This window comes from Aquimarina gracilis (assembly GCF_035285365.1).
GTDB lineage: Bacteria > Bacteroidota > Bacteroidia > Flavobacteriales > Flavobacteriaceae > Aquimarina > Aquimarina gracilis.
On the sequence record NZ_JAYKLX010000006.1, the window covers coordinates 71369 to 90962 of the forward strand.

Consider the following 19594-nt stretch of genomic DNA (forward strand, 5'->3'; position numbering starts at 1 on the left):
GCATATGAAACACATAGTAATATTGGTATTTAGTTTGTTTTTAGCATCTCGGGCAATAGGCCAGTTTTTACCAGAAGGCTATAAACTTGATGGCGCGGTAAGCGCTTTTGAACTTACAGATTCTTTAGCTTTTAAGAAGATATACAAAGATGATCACTTGTTAATCAAAGAGAACAAAGAAGCATACTATGTTGGTATTCAATCAGATCTGTGGACCATAGCGAATCTATATTATCTAGGCGACAAACAATTTAAAATCATGCATGTATCAGGTGCTATGGGCGAAACCAATTATAATCTAACAGATAAAGGATGGATAAAAGATCGTGATAAATGGGATTGGCAGTTTAGAGATCCCATGTTTTGGAAAGAAATGCATCCTGAAGCTATACAAGATCAAGAATTATTTTATAAAACCTTTGATTGGGTTGGCAGCGTAGTATCATATGGTAGTTTTAGAGAATTAGAATTTATCATCTCAAAAAAGCTGGCCACAGACTTTAAAAAATTAAGAGTAACGTTTCAGTTAAAAGACGGCGATGGAAGAAAACTAATTACGGGGCCAGGAAATGAAAAAGAAATTACACCAGATCCAAAACTGAATTTAGATCTACACATGGGTGAATTACCGAAAACGATAAAACTATAACGAAAACGAATCTAAAAATAGAAGAGATACTAAAATATTCTATTTTACATAATATAAATTATAGTACAAATGTATTTATTGTAGCAAAACGGCGAATACCGCGTATTTGATATAATATCAGATATAACTTCGTGTAAGCGAATTATATCGACAGATATTATGTCAAAGCCGTTTTGCGACACGCCTGCCATATTAGTAGCTATAATGTAATACTATGTAAAATATCCCAGGATAATTCTATTTTCATAGTAATGTTAGCTACTGGGGTCATCATAATTCCAAAAAATCCATTGTTGAAACATTCTGCTCTCATTTGTAGCTATAATTGCCGTTATGTAAAATTGCCGCGCCCAACTGCTTTATTGCTTTGTAAATAAAAATGCTTAATGCATTTTTCTCTACACACAATTATCCATCGCTTGCCAGCCGCCAAAAAGCAAACACTTTTAGGTAGCTTATAAATTACGTATTTGATAAAATGTGCGTGAAAAAAGTTTTTACGTGATTCTCGTGAAGGTTCCCGCATAAGTATAAAATTACTCTGACAAGATAATTTCTATACACATGCTAACTGCAGAACACAGATTAAACTTACTAAAGTTTGCATATCTTTTTGTCTTGATACAAAAAGAAACAAAAAAATCAAGGCTGCACAAAACTTTGGAAACAATCACGGCTCATTCGCTATATTTTAGAAAACATTGTAACGTTTTAAGAGTACTTACTTGTCTTTTCCAGTAAATTGTTTGCGTGCACGACTTAATTGTGTAGGTGTAATCCCAAGAAAATTAGCAATATAATAATTTGGTATTCGGTTGATAAGACTAGGATATTCACTTAAAAAAAGTTCATATTTTTCTAACGAATTACGATTTAAAAGTGATACTAATCGTGATTGTAATTTATGATTCAATTTCTGAAATTCATCAGTAATTACCTTTGTAATTTCTACATCTTTATTCACATTTGCCATTACTTCTTGGTAATTAGCAACGGATAATTCGCTGTCTTCTAATGCTTGAATTGTAAATGCCATATTCGCATTTGGAATAAAACTTCCAACTACCATATCATTTTCTTGATAAAAATGTGTTGTAATTTCATTTCCATCTATATCATATTCAAAACCTCTCAAAACACCTTTTGTAAGTTTTCCAATATAAACACAACGTTTTCCTTGTTCTATAAAGAAATCATCTTTTTTTAAAATTATAGTTCTATGAATATTTTTATTGACTGACATTATTACAAAAATAACTTTCTTTTTGATTGTCTTTCATCAATTATATTCAATTCCACTCACAGTATACTTCCCTCCTACATCGTTGTATAAAAAGTGATCCGTTAACTTTGGTAAAAGAAGTTTTTTAGAAACGGCGAATAGAACTTTTTCCGTTCTATTTTACATAGGTGCAGATGGTGACTGTATCCCAAATTGATCAGTCTCATCGATCACTACCTTATAACCCTTGTATTCGGAGGGGATCATAAATTTTACCTCGGGATTAGAAAGAAAAATCGTGATACATGGGCGCGATTCGTATTCACCCTGGGCAATACCTTCGACACCATCCAGAAACAGCCAGGATTCAATTTCGTTTAATGCTTCTTCTATTTTCATAACAACCGATTTGTTTAGCGAATGTACCGCTATTTAATATCTTTAAAAATACAAATTATTGGCAAAAAGTAAGCTTCAGAAGCTAGCTAAAGTGCGCTCTGAACCTTACTTTAATCATCTATATAGTGTTAGACTCAGATTTCTGTCACCCGTACCTTCAGCAAGGACTGTACATAAAGTATATTATTGATGATGGTTCGAGTAGATGAACCGGCAAACAACAAGCCTACGGCTCCTTCATTACGGTCTGTCACTAGGCTACCAGAATCTCCCCCGGCACTCATATTGGTAGTGATAATTTGACGGCAGAACTTTGCTATTTTACCGCCTCCAAAATTAACATTAACCGTAGCATTAATGTTGGTAACCCGACCTGTGGTGAATCCGGTGGTGCGTCCTGTTTTTTGAACGATATCACCCACCTTAGGTGCTGCATAAAGTCGCTTCACATGACCCCCCCAGTAAATCTCTCTGTTAAGATCTTTAAGGTTACCTTCTGCAATTGCGGCATCCACATAATTACAAGGAGCATTATTGCCGTTAATGAATTTGATCGGAATAAACCTGCTTAACCGCGCAATAACATCTCTGGGGTATTTCCCACCATCATAGGGTCCGGGCTGTAAGATCGGATCCCCTATTCGGGCGTTATTGCTGTTCGCCAGAACGTGGTTGTTACTCAGGATGTAATAATTTCTTGGCCTACTGGGAAAAGGTCCAAGGTCATAACAACAGGTGCCAATTGTACCTGCACTTATCTTATAATGTCCCACGCTGTAACCACCTTTGGCAGGACGAATCCTATTGTTTAGCATAGGGCTGAATCCACCAGCATGCGTGTCCACTTCCATGTCGGTTTCGGCTCTTTGCAATTCTGCCAGAGCATTTCCGGCAAAGACTTCCCCTACTTCTACTACATCGGTTTTGATTCCTTCAATGGTTTTGTTTACCATGTCCTTTCTGGACAATAGACTTTTATCCAGTTTGTGGGTTACTAACACCGAAAGAACTGGTTCTTCGGTTTCCACACCTTCTTTTACTTTATTACCTAAGGCCACTCCAACTACATTAGAAAGCCCCAGTAATTCATCTTCGTGCTTATTTTGCACTTCTGCCATTTTCAATAAACTTTCGTCTAAGGTTTGATTAATCATAACGTTTGATTTTTTAGTTACGTCATCCAATCCTAAAATTGGTATTCCATAACGGTTAAACATTTTTGTAGAGTGTATTACTACTTTTTAAAAAAGCTTTTGGGAATAAAAAATCTAAGAAGTTTCTAGCTTGCCCTTGCTCTTTTACCAAGTCGATAAAGGAGATTCGCAAATACGAGCTAATTAAACATGTAAGTGATTGGAAATACTTCCCCTTTGTATGTTCCTGTTTCTATTCTCATTTTAAAAGTTTTATTCCCCTTTTTTTATATAAACAAAACTATTTATATATGCTATAGCAGTAAATACCCATTAACGGGGATATTTGGAAACACCACCTCGCTCCTACTTTAAAAGGTGTACTATACCTTTCTCATTTATACTGATTTCCCTGCTTTAGATTAATTCCAAAATATCTTACATTAGCAAAAAACCATGCAAATCAATGAAAAAGAATTATGTATTCCTTCTAATGTTTGGGACCATGCTCGTTGGGCATGGTCAAGAAAAGAATGCTACCCATAAAGCTGTTGCTTCTTTGTATAGTGATGTTACCCTAACTCACTTGCCTTATAAAGATCTACAAGCGCTTTCTATGGACGCTGGAATCGACGATCTGGACGGGGATGGAGATCCTGATATTCTCATTGCCAACGAGCACCGCCCCAATATCTTACTCATTAATGATGGCAAAGGAAAGTTTACTAATGAGAGTACACGCATACCCCAGATCGCTCACGATAGTGAAGATATTGGTATTGCAGACTTTGATCTGGATGGAGATCCAGATATCATTGTAGTGAGTGAAGATGATAAAACCAACGAATTATATCTAAATAATGGAGAGGGTACATTTACAGATGCCGGAAACAGGATTCCTGTGACAGGTACCTCCAATTCGGTGGTAGTCTATGATGTGAACAACGATGGCGCCCCAGATGTATTGATTGGCAACAACGGCCAAAACAATGTATTAATCAATGACGGTAAGGGATACTTTAAAGATGAGACCATAGAGCGATTTGGTAAATTTATAGACGTGACACAAGATCTTACCTTATGCGATATCGATAATGATGGAGATCAGGATGTATTAGTGGGTAACGAAGATGCTAATCGGATACTGGTCAATAATGGAAAAGGGTTTTTTGAAGACCAATCTTCTAATAGACTCCCTTATCGCAACGAACCCGAAGAAACCAGAGAAGTAGTTACTGCCGATATTGATAATGATGGGGACTTAGACATTTTATATGGAAATGTGCAAGCCTTTGTACCTAATGCACTACGGCAGAACAGATTGCTATTGAACGACGGGAAAGGATTTTTCTCTGACATTACCCAAACCCATCTACCCAAAGATGAGCATCGTTGTTTCGGAGTGGCTTTTTTGGATATCGACCGTGATGGAGATGCCGATATTATGACCGGAAATACCAGCGGCGCTCGGTTTGATGGGGATAGCCTTTTTAGTGTTTATATCAATAATGGCAAAGGAACATTTTCTGATGCTACGGGTACTTTTATGCCCGCAACTATTAAAGGAAGAGGGTTCGATATTGACTTTATCGATTTAAATGGCGATGGTATTAAAGACTTGTTCTTGAGCAATAGGGGTTCACAAGATTTTCTTCTTTTTGGGGATGAGCGATAAAAATCTATTAGAGGCTATTCTATAAATGAAAATTTCAGAAAAAAACTTTTTGAAAAGTTAGGTGTTGCTAATATTTATGAAGCTATTTCTTATACAACCATCAATAAATTATTATAAACTATATTCTTTTGTTTATTAAGTTATTGACAGTTTTATACGGTTTCTCATACACTTCACTTCCCTCCTATGTCATGTAAACAGTGATATAACTTTATTTTCATACACTTATTACTTCCTTCTCTTTTGAAGGTTTAAAAATTGTATGAACAAGTAAACATTGTAAAATTGCTATAATTACTGCGATTTTATCGGTGATCCCATGTGGTTCTCCGATACTAAAAAAAATCATTTGTACTACTAAAGGTCCTAAAATAATAAGGACCTTTATTTTGTTATAGCGATTCCAGGCAATACTTGTGTATGGCAGTTTTCTATCTTTTAGAATTAAGGTGGTTATTAATAGTATCGAGATAATAGCTAAAGGAACTATAATAACCAGAATGGAGACATGAATATTTAACGTATCTCCATGGAATATAACATCTCCGTTTTTGATAATATCGTATATGAAATTTCCAAAACTATGAAACCACCACCAGGCTGTTAAAATATAGAAGATTAATCGGTTTTTAATCCAGTTAAAAGAATAAAACAAAAGAAAGTATAAGAAGGTATTTACCACTAAAAAGAAATAATCGAAGGTTAATCCCTTACCTGAAAATGAAAAACCATAATAAGTAGTTGCCCATGAATATGATTCTCCATCAAACAAAGCTCTTAATAATGGAAGCCATGTTGTAATAAATGTTAACCCTATAAATAGAGATAAAATATTAAATACTTTATTTCTTGAACGTACTGCAATAGGTGCTTTCATAATGACAAAATTTTATACTATTTCAAATTATGTCTTTATGACTTGTTGTTTGTATATATCGAAGGATTTTGTGGCGAAATTTGGTTATTTGTGGTAAGTAGTAACAAGCTCTTTTACAGAATTGATATATGATCTAGAGATCGGAATAGGATTTTTAATATTTGATAAGAGTAATTGCATTTGATAACCATTATTATCGATTTTAATCACCTTATTCATATTCACCAAATAAGAGCGATGACATCTTATTATAGCCTTTTCTTTTAGTTTTAACGCTAACGCTTTCATTGTTACCCGAAGTAGTTGTTTTTTAACTTGATTGTCTTTTAAGTAATATATATCTACATAGTTATCTTGAGCTTTTACATACAATAAAGCATCTAGACTTAATATAATAGAGTCTTTACAATTGTTGGACTCTATGTTTATCAATTGCATTTTTGGGTTATTGACTATAGGTCCCTTCAACAAAACATGATTAGCTTTTTTAACACTGATGTAGTTATTATACATAATAATTATGCTCATCGGAAGAATGCTCATTAAAAACACATCTCTTATAAATCCTAAAAAGCTTGACCATTTCCAATCATGAAAACCTCCAAGAAGATTATAGAAAAGATAAATTAGAAAAGGTAATGATATAAATACGAAAGACCATTTTGTGATCATCGAAAATCTAGTCTTTTTCTTTAAAAAATAAGGAACAACTAAAAACTCATGTATAGATATTACAATACCACTTATTAAACCAAATCCCAAACACCCAATGATAAGATCTAAATTAATCTTATGCGTTGGGTTATAGTTGTTTACACCAAAAGGTTGAAAAATTAGTAGAAAAACAGGAACATATAAAGTCAGAAAAAGTATTATATACCATTTCTCCTTTTTAGTTTTTATTACAGAAACAGGTGTTTTCCAAAGATTTACTATAATATTCACTATTTCAAGATTACTTTTAGAATTATAAATTTAAAAATAATGATTTTAAGAGGGCTGCAATGTGTATTAAATATTCAATACTCTCCTCCTTTCATAGTTTTGGGAACACACAAAATAAGTAATTTGATATAAAAGCAAATATAATTTAGTATACGTATGTGTGCCAATTCTAGATTGTATTCTCGTGGCTATAAATAAAAAATCCTCCATTGGAGGATTTTTTAAAGATGTATGTATACTTTATAATTAATTTTTATTCTCATATCCACGGCCGGGTGTATACGGTGCACCAGAATTGATTAATTTTTGTTCTAAGGTTTTAAGGTCCTTATTATAAATGCTCTCCATCTTAGTTTTAAGTATCGCAACCTCTTCTTTTGCTATCGCATAACTATCACGATGCGTTTGCGTAGGAGTTGCCGTCGAGTACTTTTGCTCATAACCTATACTCCCCAAGCGGTATGCCGTAGGTAAGGGTTGATCTATATCCAGTCTACGTTTTACCGGATCACCATACAAAGCCAATTGCACTTTGTCTAGTTGATCTTGGATTACCAAAACCTCTTTGTATAGATTTTCTAAGGGCTGTTCTGCACGTTTTATGGCAGCTTTGATATATTTTAGTTTATTCCTAGACTCTGACATCAAATTTTGGGTTATCCCCATATCGGCTTGTAGTTTGGCCAAATCCTTTTGGAAAGCTACTTTATCTGCACGATCTTCCGCTGGCATTTCTACATTATTTAATGCCTTTACTTCGAAGGTCACTGGACCGGTTAGTGATTTTAACTCACCATCTTTTAACAATCCCATTTCTACCGTATAGATTCCCGGAACAACTAAGGTACCCTCATCCTTTCCTGCAAAAGGGTTATAAAATGAAGGTTTGCTTAGATCAATAGGATCTTGTGGGGTATACCTTAAATCCCAATGAAAACGCTGTACTCCCTTTTTAGCGGGTTGAAATTCTTTTTTTACTACTTTGCCACTTGCATCTTTAATAGAGAATACTAATTCTTCCTTATTTTCGTCGACTTCTGCTTTTAAGGTATCGTAGTTTGGATAAGGGGTGTTAGCACCAGATTTAATAAGCTCTTTTTCTTTTTTCTGACGCTGATCCTTAATTGATTTATAATCTGAACTATAATAGTAGGTGATTATCGCTTCTGGCCCCAGATTAGGCGCTGTGTAAAAATTATCCCCTTGGAAAGATTTTCCTGGTAATCCTAAAGGGCTACTCTGTTCCCAAATTAAGGCGGTTCTAATAGGGTAAATCTTCGCCTCATCGGTTGGTTTTGAATTTTCAATATCTCTCAAAACAGTATAATCATCCATCACATAAAAGCCTCGACCAAACGTTCCCAGTACCAAATCATTTTCGCGTTCCTGAATCGCTATATCTCTCACGGCAATAGTAGGTAGTCCATTCTTTAATTGTTTCCAGTTTTTACCTTGATTAGGTGAAAAGAAAGCACCAAACTCTGTACCTACAAAGAGTAAGTTATTATCTATATGATCTTCTTCAATGGCATAGATACTACCACGTTCCGGAAGATCAGATTGTATTGCTATCCAACTTGCTCCTTTGTTTGTAGATTTAAAAAGATAAGGTTTAAAGTCGCCATATTTATGATGATTAAAAGCTACATACATCACATTTTCATCATGTTTTGATAAAAAGATACTATTGACATAAGACTGATTTGGCGCTCCCGGAATGTTTGAAATTTTTCTCCAGGTTTGTCCGCCATCTTCAGAAATATGAACTAATCCATCATCGGTTCCTGCCGCAAGTAAATCTTTGTTCCGTGGTGACTCAGAAAAGGCAACTACACTTCCATAAAGCGATGTAGAACCATTCTTCATTACAGCATCAATACTTACCACACGATCATATACCTTTAAGGTATTTCTATCTATTTGTTGTGATAGATCGTCACTAATAACCTCCCAACTATTACCATAATCATCGGATCTAAAAATCTTGTTTGCGGCAAAATATAATCTTCCCTTTGTATGTCTACTTACTACCAAAGGAGCGTCCCAATTAAATCGATAGGCATTTTCTCCTTTTCTTGCTTTAGGTTTGATCCCCACTTTCTCCCCACTCTTTTTATCATAACGTACTAATCCTCCATACTGTGATTGGGCATAAACAATATTTGGATTATTTGGATCTATTTGAGATTCAAATCCATCGCCACCGTTTGTAATAAACCATTCAGAATTTCGTATACCGTGTTCTGTCAATACTCTAGAAGGGCCACCTAAGCTAAAATTATCCTGAGTTCCTCCGTAAATGTTATAAAATGGAAAATCATTATCCACAGCGACTTTATAAAATTGGGTCACTGGTAAATTCTTTTTAAAGTCCCAGGTTTTTGCTGCATCGAATGTTTCATAAATTCCTCCGTCACAACCCACAACCCAATGTTTATTGTTCTTCGGGTTTATCCACATGGCATGATTATCTACGTGCTTAGTATCCTCTCCTACCACTTTAAAACTTTTACCTCCATCATGAGTTACAGACATCCAGGTGTCCATGGAGTATACGGTATTTTCATCCACAGGATCAGCAATAATTTCCTGATAGTAATTACCACTGGTGACATGAGAGCCTCTTTTCTCCCAACTAGCGCCCCTGTTGGTTGATGCAAAAAAACCACCTTTACCATTGGCAGCCTCAACAATAGCATATATAATTTCTGGATTGGCGGGTGAAATAGCTAATCCTATACGACCTAATTCTTCACTAGGCAATCCTTTATTGATTTTTGACCAGGTAACACCTCCATCAACACTTTTATGCATGGCAGATCCTGGTCCTCCACCTACATAAGTATAAACATGGCGTCTTCTTTGTAAAGTAGATGCATAAAGCACATTAGGATCTCTTGGATCCATCACCACATCATTAACACCGGTATGCTCGTCGACCGTAAGTATAGCTTTCCAGGTTTTCCCCCCATCCTCTGTTTTATAGAGTCCTCTATCTCCTCCTTTACTCCATAATGGGCCTATAGCAGCTACATACGCAACATCAGAGTTTTCTGGATGTATTATAATTTTTCCAATATGTTCTGAATTCTTAAGACCTACATTCTCCCATGATTTACCCCCATCTTTTGACTTGTAAACTCCATCTCCATAAGCCACAGAACGCTGATTGTTATTCTCACCCGTTCCTACCCAGATAACATTAGAATTATTTGGATCGATGGTAACACATCCTATAGAATACGAGCCCTGTGCGTCGAAAATAGGTGTATAAGTAACACCAGAATTAACCGTTTTCCAGACTCCACCAGATGCCGTAGCGACATAATATTCATAGGGATTATTTGGATTGAAAGCAAAATCTGAAATACGCCCCGAAGTTAAAGCCGGTCCCACATTTCTCCAGGTAAGTCCAGAGATTTTTATTGATTCTAAAGGAGTTTTCTCGTCGGTTTTCTTTTTTGATTTTTTCTGAGCATCACAAACATGGCTAAAGCTAAGTATAAGGCCAAGTACTAGGATAAGTGATTTTTTCATTCGTTTTAATTTGATGAGTTGTTTAGTTTCCAAACATACAAAACATTCTATTGGTTTTATGAAGCATTATAATTATTATAACATCTAACTGGACTTGCTAAGCATTTGTAGTTTTACTCGATAATCCTGCCTGCTGCAGGCACGGCGAGATTTAAACCTAACTGCCGCCAGGCAAGTTGCTACAGGAGGCTTACCTTGATTTTTTAAGTTCTTTCCTAACGAATGCCTCGTGTGCTTGCCGGTAGTTGACTCTGCCCAAAGCGGATCGCAATGGCGACGTACTACATAGTATTCTTAGTCTGGAGCTTCACATCATCAAAACCTCAATCTTTAGTCCCAATTCCTGTCAAATGATATACATACCCCCCACTTATATAAGTACCCCCTCCTACTTGTATAAGTACCCCGGGGTACTTCAATTGTTAAAGGTTCCTGTAGAGTTGTCAGGTAAGGTACTTCCCTAAGTAGAGCGGGGTACTTCAATTGTTAAAGATCCCTGTAGATTTGTCAGTTCACCCACTTGCAGTAGTAGGTGCGCCGGGTAGATTGGTACTTCATCCCGCCTTTTTGGTAGGCTATCGGGGTATTTTTGTACCTCGGGCCACCTTTTTTGACCATGCCCCTACCTTTTTTGCTAATTTGTTGCTATTCAACCGTATCTTCTGAGGTATTGGTGTTCATGCTTTGAGAAAATCTGGCTGCCGTCAGGCAAGTTGCTCTGAGGCTCGCCCCGAGGTAGTTGACTTAATACTTTCTTTACGTTTTTTAAACATTAACTTGTAAAGTACTTTTATCTTTGTTGTCATTTAGGAACTTTATTATTTTTTCATGAAAAAGAAATTTCTTTTAGTTGCCATATTGTTACTTACTAATTCTGTAATTTTTGCTCAAGATTTGGTCCAATCGGGACCTATGGTTGGGTATTCTACCATGCGTGAAGTGCTGCTTTGGGTTCAAACCACTAAAACTGCAGAAGTTTATTTTGAGTATTTTGAAAAAGAAAACCCTAATCAGCGTTTTAAAACCGAAAAATACACTACCCAAATGAAATATGGTTTTGTAGCTAAATTGGTAGCAAATAAGGTTTTACCTGGAAAGAAATATAGCTACAGATTATTCGTAGATGGAAAAGAAGTTCAAAGAGATTATCCTATGGAGTTTCAATCACAGACACTTTGGCAATGGCGAACTGATCCGCCAGAAGTGAGTTTTGCCATAGGGAGCTGTACTTATGTAAATGAAGAACGTTTTGATAGGCCAGGAAAACCTTATGGAAGTGATTTTGATATTTTTAAATCCATTCTTAAAAAAGGGCCAGATTTTATGCTCTGGTTAGGAGACAACACTTATTTAAGAGAAGCCGATTGGAACTCCCGAACGGGTTTCCTTCATCGATATACACATACTCGTTCTCTACCAGAACTACAACCGTTACTGGCTTCTACGCATCATTATGCGATTTGGGATGATCATGACTTTGGCCCTAATAATGCAGATAGTAGCTTTGCATTAAAGAATACTGCTTCTGAAATATTCAAACTTTTTTGGGGTAATCCTACTTATGATGTTATAGACAAAGGAGGGATAACCGGGTATTTTCAGTGGGCAGATTTAGATTTTTTCTTATTGGATAATCGTTACTACAGAACATCAAATAATAATTTTACCGGTACACGCGAAATGCTGGGTAAAGCTCAAATAGATTGGCTTATCAATGCTTTGGCTTCAAGTAATGCTCCTTTCAAATTTATTGCCGTTGGCGGACAGGTACTAAATTCGGAAGCCATGTATGAAAATTATGCCACTTTTCCGAAGGAACAAAAGTACTTACTTAATAAGATACGAGAAGCCAGAATTGAGGGAGTTATTTTTCTTGATGGAGATAGACACCATACCGCATTAAGTCGCATGCAGGAAAGTAATGATGTATATCCTTTATATGACCTTACTTGTTCTTCCTTAACCGCGGGATCAAATAACAATAGAGAAAAACTGAATGTCTACAAGTTGGAAGAAACATTAGTCGGACAGCATAATTTTGGAATTCTTACGGTTAGCGGTCCTCGCAAAGAACGGGTACTCAATATCAAAATACTTGATAAAAATGGTAATGAACTATGGACTAAAGACATCAAAGCACAGGATTTAAAATATAAATAAACTAGTAATTAGATCTCGTAGCGCATAGAACAAAATCAAAAAATTATATCTAAATCATTTGCTTTAGTATCCCGCAGCTTGTCCATCTTTACGACTTTCTGAAGCTCCGTGATAGACTTTGTTTTTATGGTCCCATAAAATGGCTTGGTAACCACCATAGATCCCGCGAGCTGTGCCAATCTTGTGTCCTTTATCCATCAATCCGCGTAGTGTCGAATACGGTATACCAGATTCAGTTCTAATCATACCTGTGTTCTCGGTGGTTTTACCCATGGGACTTGCCCCTCCGGTATGATCCCAACGTGGAGCATCACCTGCTTCTTGTAGATTCATACCAAAGTCGATAAGGTTCATCACGATTTGAGTATGTCCCATAGGTTGAAAATCTCCACCCATTACTCCAAAGCTAACATAAGGCTTTCCTTCTTTTGTAATGAAGGCCGGAATAATCGTATGAAAAGGGCGTTTCCCGGGTTCGTAAGTATTCGCCTGATTGCGCTTAAGACTGAACAGTTCTCCTCGATCTTGTAGCATAAATCCTAATTTTGGAGGTGCCATACCAGAACCCATACCACGATAATTACTTTGTATCAAAGATATCATTGTACCCTCGTTGTCTGCTACGGTCATATAAATAGTCTCCCCTGCAGAAATTTTACCTGCGGTATACGTTCCTGCCCGGGTTCCAATTTGTTTTCTTCTATTTGCAGCATAATCTTCTGAAAGTAATTTTTTAACGGGAACGTCAAAAAAGTCCATATCAGCATAGTATTTTGCACGATCTTCAAAAGCTAGTTTTTTGGCTTCAGTAAACAAATGAAGGTGTTCTGTACTTCCAAATTCAATATCAGAAAAATCATACCCTTTTAGGATTTGTAGCATTTGAAGCGCTGCGATGCCTTGACCGTTTGGAGGCAATTCCCAAACATCATATCCTCTATAATTAACAGATACTGGTTCTACCCATTCGGATTTATGGTCTGCCAGGTCTTTGGCAGAAAGAAAACCACCTTGCTCTTCAATAAATTTTCCAATAGTTGTAGCGATATCTCCTTTATAGAAAGCATCTCGACCTCCTTCAGCTATTTTTCTATAGGTATTTGCCAAATAAGGGTTTTTATAGATTTCTCCTTCATTAGGAAGCTTTCCCCCATTTTGTGCCATGTATGTGTCTTTGATGTTCGGAAAACCCTTGGATTCAAAAAAAGGAATGCTACGATTTAAATACCAGGCAATGAGTTCGGTTAAAGGAAATCCTTTTTCAGCATAATCGATAGCCGGAGCTAAAACATCAGACATCGATTTTGATCCGAATTTTTTGTGGAGTTCAAACCATCCATCTACCGCACCAGGCACACTAACAGGCAGTGGCCCATGTGATGGAATTTTCTTCATATTTTGCTTTTCAAAATATTCTAATGTGAGTTTTTGGGGTGAACGACCACTGGCATTTAATCCGTAAAGCTTTTTTGTTTTTCCGTCCCAAACAATAGCAAAAAGATCACCTCCTATACCACATCCTGTAGGCTCCATAAGTCCTAATGCTGCATTTGCCGCAATGGCAGCATCTATGGCATTGCCTCCTTTTTTAAGAATATCGAGTCCAATTTGTGTAGCTAGAGGATGGCTTGTTGCCACCATTCCGTTTTGACCTAAAACTACAGAGCGCGTAGCAAAGGATTCTCCCGTGATTCGGTCTTGAGCAAAAGTGTATTGAAAGAGTAATAAAATAAGAGCGCAGTTGAAGATATTTTGCATTTTGTTTTTGTTTCTCAAAGTACAAAATATTAGGATTACTTTACCCTAAATTTTTAAGGGCGTATTTATTAAATACTATATCTGAAATTATGATTTCGGCCTAAGTAATTCGATAATCTTTGCATCTACCCAGAATATATCTACATTTTCATACTGATCTGAGCCCATATTTCTATTAAAAAAAAGGTATTTGCCATCTGGCGTCACGCAGGCAACAGCTTCCCAAGCTCCTGTATTTACTTTATCTCCCATATTTATAGCTTTGCCCCATGAGCCATCTGGTTGTTTAAAACTGATATAAATATCAGAATCACCATACCCCTCTTCTCTTTCACCATCCCATATCAAATACGATTCATCAGGAGCAATAAAAGGGTGCGCATTCATTTTTCCTGTATTAATGGCTGTGCCAAAGGCTTTTGGTTCTTCACGTTTTCCATCGATTAATCGCGAGTAACGAATAACACCATCTCCATCGGGCATGCCTATTTCATCAAAAACATAAGTACCCTTTGATGAAGCTGTAAGTCTCATAATATCTATCGCTAAGAAAGATGAGTCAAGTCTTTTTATAGCTGACCACCCTCCAGCTTCTGTACGCTCCTTATATCTTCTACCCAAATGCATGGTCTTACCATCAGGAGCGATAAAAGGTGTACCTACTCTGGGGGATACAACAGACTCTTGCCATTGGTTATTTTTATATTGAAAAACAGCTAATTCTCGTTTTTTGGTTTCATTATTCTCTCTAATAAAATAGAATTCCTTGAGATCTGGGGTGAATACGCCACTCACTTCCCAGCCTTGTGTAGAAACCATACCAGGAGCAAATGGTTCAGGTAGTAAACCTGGCGGTTTTTGACCCAGATACAAATTTTCGACTGTTGTACCTGTACTATTACTATCTTTTGGTCGATGTCTTTTGTTATTACAGGCATTTAAATATAGTGTCGCTACAAGCATTAAAATAAAGCATATTTTTCTCATTGTTTAGATTTTCATAGTATTCATTATTATTTAACAAAAGCTGGTAAAATTCGCTCTGCGGTTATTTGCAGGTAATTAGCCTCATTATCATGAGCAGTAAATACAACCATCAGATCTAATTCTTCGATCAAAATGATAAACTGACCATAACCACCTTGTGCAGATACGGCAAAATAGCTTTTATCATCGTATTTTAAGTCTGCACTCCACCAAAAATAGCCATACCCTTGTTTAGAGACATCTTTGCCTCCATAGTGTATTTCTTCATCACCGGTATAGAGGATTCTACTAGTTGCTTTGGTGATATAAGCTTCTGGAACCAGCTGTTCACCATTCCATTTGCCTTTGTTCTTAGCCAAGGTGCCAAATTTCACCATATCACGCGATGTGATCCTGGAGCGACCCCCTGATTGTGGAAGGCCATTTTCGGCTGTCGGCCAGCCGTAATGGGTAATACCCATTTTGTCTAGGAGTTCGTTTTTAATAAAGTCTTTGGCAGATCCAGGCACCACAGCATCAATGACTTGCATCACCAACGCGGCATCGCCACCATATTTAAATGTTTGAGATGCAGAGGTAATTGGTGTACTATACTCAAGCCAAGTCTGTACTTGCCTCTGCCCTTTTAACACGCTTGGGTTATTCTTGAATTCTTCTCGCTGCTCATCGTTGATGCGAATGCCGGAGCGCATTGTCAAGGCCTTATGAAGTGTGATTTTTTCTGCACCAACAACCATTTTTGTGGGGTCCAAATCTTTCAAAAAGCTAATCAAGGGTTTATGTAAATCATCCATAGTGAGATACCCCAACTGGATAGCACGACCAAGAGCCAAACTGGTATAGGCTTTGGTAGCAGATGCTTGTGGATGTGGAAGGTTGATGCGGCCCTTTGAGTAATAGGATTCAAAGAGTAGTTTTCCTTTGTGAACAATAAGAAAACTGTCGAATTTACCATGTTGACTAGTGTCGGTAATCTCTTGTGCTAGCTTAAGAATCATCCCTTTATTACCGCCATCGGCACCCAATTTACCAATGGGTATACCATCTTTTCTATCCTTTGGTGTTGCGTCGATAAAAGCTTCTTGAAGTATAGGAATATCCCAAAATGTGAGCTTGGATTCGGCTGCTGTAGCTTCTGGTGCATGATGATTATTTTGTTGGGCAAAGCCACTATTTGTTACTATAAGAGGAAGGATTAAAACTAGTAGTCCTGTTATGTTTTTCATAATTTATAAATGTTTGTAAATGAGTTGTTATTGGGGTCTGAGATTCTCAATAATCTGCGCATCCACCCAATAAGGGTTTCCTATTACATACCTACTTCCATCTTCTCTAACCTTTACATCCCCCTTCCAAAAAAACAAATATTTTCCATCGGGTGTCACTTTAGGTCTTTGTTCGTAGAATGCTGAATTTATCTTATCTCCCATGTTAATTGCTTCTCCCCATGAACCATCTTTCTTTCGGAAACTAATATAGATATCAGGAGTGTTTTCACCCTCTATCTCAGCATCCCATAGTAAGTAAGACTCATCGGGAGCGATAAAGGGATGGGCAATGTATTTCCCTCTATTAATCGCCTTACTCAATTTTTGAGGTTCTTCATATTTGCCATCTATAAGGCGCGAATAACTCATATATCCACTGCCATCTTTGAAATCTAAAACATAAAAATAATAGGTCCCTTTAGCTGAAATCGTGAATCCCACAATAGGAATGTCTTTAAACGGTTCAAAGCTTTTTATCTCTGATACATTAGGGCTGAATCGTTCCTTATATTGATCGATATCGGCCAACGGAATAGATTTCCTACTCCATCCATTCTTTTTGTACTGCATAACAAACCATGTAGGTTCTTTATACTGTCCGCCGGACCGAGTGAAAGAAAGCTCTGTCATATCCGGCAAAAACAATACTTCGGTTTCAAGATGCTCTTTTGTGGAAACAATACCAGGCGCAAACAACTCGGGAATTAAGCCTGGTGGTTTTTGATTGAGATAGCGATCTTCTAATATTGGAAAATCAGGATGTATCACAGCAATACTCACACCTGGAATTCCATAGTGTTTCATACGTTCTTCTATAGACCAAGTTGAATCACCTTCTATGTGTACTCGGGTTGTGAGGTCAGTTTCCACTCTTTTAATTAAATCTATGGTAGCATCTGTATTTGACTGTGATGCACATGATTGAAAAAGAATTAGGATAAAGAGAATTGTAATACTATTTTTCATATGTATAAGATCTTAACAGTGTGTTTATTGAATACTTTTTAACCATGCAGCTTGTCCTACATTAGAGATTATTTTTTTTACTTCGGTACCATCTTTATTCATCATATAAACATCCCTGTTTTCATCTGTTTTTGAGTGAAAAATTAGTTGAGAACCATCAGGTGACCAAGAAGGCATAGAATCACGAACATCATTATATGTTAATCGTTTTTGATTAGACCCATCTATATCCATCACATAAATTTCAAAATTTCCATCTTTATCAGACATAAAAGCGATTTGCTTGCCATCAGGAGAAACATCTGGATGCCATTCTTTAGCACCATTATTATGTGTTAACCGAATGCTATTTTTTCCATCAATATCAGCTATACTTATTGCACTGCTTTTATCTTCGAATTCTTGAGAAAAGACAATGCTACCTTCTGGAGTAAAATAAGGATTACTCCCTCTTAGTGAGGTTATCTGCCTCTGTTCACTACCATCAGCATTCATAATCCAAATTTCTGGATGCCAAATCCCGTTTAAATCTTTATACGCTCTTGCAAAAACAATTTTTTTTCCATCTGGAGACCAATCAGGTACATTATCCCATTTGTTTTTTGCGTGTGTTAATCGTTTTCTATTCGTACCATCAATATTCATAGTATGAATAGACCAGGTCTTTCTGTCATCGTATTTGGCATAAAATGCAAATTGCTTTCCATTAGGAGACCAGGCTACATAACCGCCACTCTGATTTGTCCTTTTAATCGTTGATTTACCTTCTGCATTACCTGAATAAATCTCTATAGTACCAGTTTCTTTTGAAGTATAGGCAATGGTATAGAATGTTGATTTAGGCGTTTCGTCACATGACAAAACGATTATTAGTAACACTGTAGATAAAAGAGTTTTTAAAGACATACTTTTTCTATATAGTTTCGATTGCTAGTTACTTTTTACCTTCTCTAGAAGTTCTTTTTTCAACTGGATAAAATCAACCCAATACGTATATGATGTCCAATACGTACTTCCATCTTCCCTTACTTTTTCTTCTCCTCTTGAGAAAAATAGATACTTCCCATCGGCTGTAACAGTGGGAGTACTCTCATTTATTATTGTATTTATTTTGGGTCCCAAGCTATAGGACTCTGTCCAGATCCCGTTCTTATTGAAACTAATGAATACATCGCTATTATTGTCTTCTGAAGTTTTTTGAGAATCATATAGGATATAACTTTCGTCGGGAGCTACAAATGGATGGGCGATCCACTTGCCATTGGCATTGATGACATCATTCATTCTTTCAATAGCAGCATAATGACCGTTCTGATTGACAGCATAGTAAATGCCTTCATTATTAGCACCAGGTCCCTCGCCAGAAGTGAAATATAGGTTGCCATTCTCTGAGGGTGTCGTACACATGATGTATATATCTAGAAACGGTTTTGTCATAACAATGGGCTCACCCCAAACACCGTTTTCATCTTTTTCAACATACCATTGATGTAATCCTCTTGGTGTAGTTGATGTTGTTATAGTATTGTTAAGCGGTCTTGTGCTTCCAAAATAAAGACGATCTCCTTTCAAGCTAAAACGGGGGTGAAAATCCAGATGTTCTTTGTTGGTTGAAAAAGATGCTGGTTTCGGTGCTGACCATTTTCCATCTATCAATTTCATAGTATATAGATTATGGCTCTCCCCCGGTTTTCTACGATTGAAAAAGAGTTCGTCCATAGCTGAATTAAAAGTAATCGAACCTGACACATGACCTTCAATTGAAATAATACCTGGGGCAAAAATCAAAGGTGTATCCTTAGGAATTTGATTGCTTAGTAAAGTAAGGTTTGACTTTTTATTATCCTGACCAGAAGCAATGACACCAAGGAGAAAAGTTAAAATGAATACGATTCTAACTTGTTTCAAATTGTTAGTTTTCATTTTTTAAAGTATCTCATTACTAGTTTTTATTTCACAAAGGATGTTTTTTTATTTCATTTATCGAATCAAAATCATGTCAACTGCTCTATATACTC

At 36.5% G+C, this 19594-nt stretch carries 15 protein-coding genes; 3 read left to right on the top strand and 12 right to left on the bottom strand.

Going from position 1 to position 19594, the window contains the following annotated elements; genetic code table 11:
• The first annotated feature begins 4 nt into the window (after positions 1 to 4).
• Entirely contained in the window at positions 5 to 649 is a 645-nt protein-coding gene (locus U6A24_RS13150) for a hypothetical protein (protein WP_324180446.1), read from the top strand.
• A gap of 721 nt (positions 650 to 1370) precedes the next feature.
• Here U6A24_RS13150 and U6A24_RS13155 read toward each other — a convergent pair.
• From U6A24_RS13155 to U6A24_RS13165, 3 genes are all read right to left on the bottom strand, one after another.
• Complete coding sequence (locus U6A24_RS13155) at positions 1371 to 1892, bottom strand: Crp/Fnr family transcriptional regulator (protein WP_324180447.1); 522 nt, start codon at positions 1890 to 1892, stop codon at positions 1371 to 1373.
• A 159-nt stretch (positions 1893 to 2051) separates the two neighbouring features.
• Complete coding sequence (locus tag U6A24_RS13160) at positions 2052 to 2270, bottom strand: hypothetical protein (protein ID WP_324180448.1); 219 nt, start codon at positions 2268 to 2270, stop codon at positions 2052 to 2054.
• A gap of 134 nt (positions 2271 to 2404) precedes the next feature.
• Positions 2405 to 3424, bottom strand: coding sequence for a hypothetical protein (locus U6A24_RS13165; RefSeq protein WP_324180449.1), 1020 nt, complete (start codon positions 3422 to 3424; stop codon positions 2405 to 2407).
• 445 nt (positions 3425 to 3869) lie between these two features.
• On the opposite strand from U6A24_RS13165, the gene U6A24_RS13170 reads away from it, so the two are divergent.
• Positions 3870 to 5078 carry an FG-GAP repeat domain-containing protein gene (locus U6A24_RS13170; RefSeq protein ID WP_324180450.1) on the top strand — a complete coding sequence of 403 codons (1209 nt, stop codon included), beginning with the start codon at positions 3870 to 3872 and terminating at the stop codon, positions 5076 to 5078.
• A 217-nt stretch (positions 5079 to 5295) separates the two neighbouring features.
• Here U6A24_RS13170 and U6A24_RS13175 read toward each other — a convergent pair whose 3' ends face one another.
• The 3 genes from U6A24_RS13175 to U6A24_RS13185 all read right to left on the bottom strand — a co-directional run bounded on the left by U6A24_RS13175 (position 5296) and on the right by U6A24_RS13185 (position 10437).
• Positions 5296 to 5955 carry a hypothetical protein gene (locus tag U6A24_RS13175; RefSeq protein ID WP_324180451.1) on the bottom strand — a complete coding sequence of 220 codons (660 nt, stop codon included), beginning with the start codon at positions 5953 to 5955 and terminating at the stop codon, positions 5296 to 5298.
• A gap of 84 nt (positions 5956 to 6039) precedes the next feature.
• Complete coding sequence (locus U6A24_RS13180; protein WP_324180452.1) at positions 6040 to 6900, bottom strand: LytR/AlgR family response regulator transcription factor; 861 nt, start codon at positions 6898 to 6900, stop codon at positions 6040 to 6042.
• Positions 6901 to 7146: 246 nt separating this feature from the next.
• Positions 7147 to 10437 (bottom strand): VPS10 domain-containing protein, encoded by a 3291-nt coding sequence (locus U6A24_RS13185; RefSeq protein WP_324180453.1) that lies wholly within the window; start codon positions 10435 to 10437, stop codon positions 7147 to 7149.
• Between the two features lie 828 nt (positions 10438 to 11265).
• Here U6A24_RS13185 and U6A24_RS13190 point away from each other — a divergent pair.
• Positions 11266 to 12597 carry an alkaline phosphatase D family protein gene (locus tag U6A24_RS13190; RefSeq protein WP_324180454.1) on the top strand — a complete coding sequence of 444 codons (1332 nt, stop codon included), beginning with the start codon at positions 11266 to 11268 and terminating at the stop codon, positions 12595 to 12597.
• 63 nt (positions 12598 to 12660) lie between these two features.
• Here the strand turns inward: U6A24_RS13190 and ggt are convergent, their stop codons facing one another.
• The 6 genes from ggt to U6A24_RS13220 form a co-directional block, all read right to left on the bottom strand.
• Positions 12661 to 14355, bottom strand: a complete 1695-nt coding sequence (ggt, locus tag U6A24_RS13195) for a gamma-glutamyltransferase (protein WP_324180455.1) — start codon at positions 14353 to 14355, stop codon at positions 12661 to 12663.
• An 87-nt stretch (positions 14356 to 14442) separates the two neighbouring features.
• Positions 14443 to 15342 (bottom strand): TolB-like translocation protein, encoded by a 900-nt coding sequence (locus U6A24_RS13200; RefSeq protein WP_324180456.1) that lies wholly within the window; start codon positions 15340 to 15342, stop codon positions 14443 to 14445.
• 26 nt (positions 15343 to 15368) lie between these two features.
• Positions 15369 to 16568 (bottom strand): serine hydrolase domain-containing protein, encoded by a 1200-nt coding sequence (locus U6A24_RS13205; RefSeq protein WP_324180457.1) that lies wholly within the window; start codon positions 16566 to 16568, stop codon positions 15369 to 15371.
• A 27-nt stretch (positions 16569 to 16595) separates the two neighbouring features.
• Positions 16596 to 17576, bottom strand: a complete 981-nt coding sequence (locus U6A24_RS13210; RefSeq protein ID WP_324180458.1) for a TolB-like translocation protein — start codon at positions 17574 to 17576, stop codon at positions 16596 to 16598.
• Between the two features lie 24 nt (positions 17577 to 17600).
• The gene (locus U6A24_RS13215; RefSeq protein WP_324180459.1) at positions 17601 to 18482 is read right to left on the bottom strand and encodes a DUF5050 domain-containing protein; all 882 of its coding nucleotides are present in this window, start codon (positions 18480 to 18482) and stop codon (positions 17601 to 17603) included.
• 24 nt (positions 18483 to 18506) lie between these two features.
• Positions 18507 to 19499, bottom strand: a complete 993-nt coding sequence (locus tag U6A24_RS13220; protein ID WP_324180460.1) for a TolB-like translocation protein — start codon at positions 19497 to 19499, stop codon at positions 18507 to 18509.
• Between the last annotated feature and the right edge of the window lie 95 nt (positions 19500 to 19594).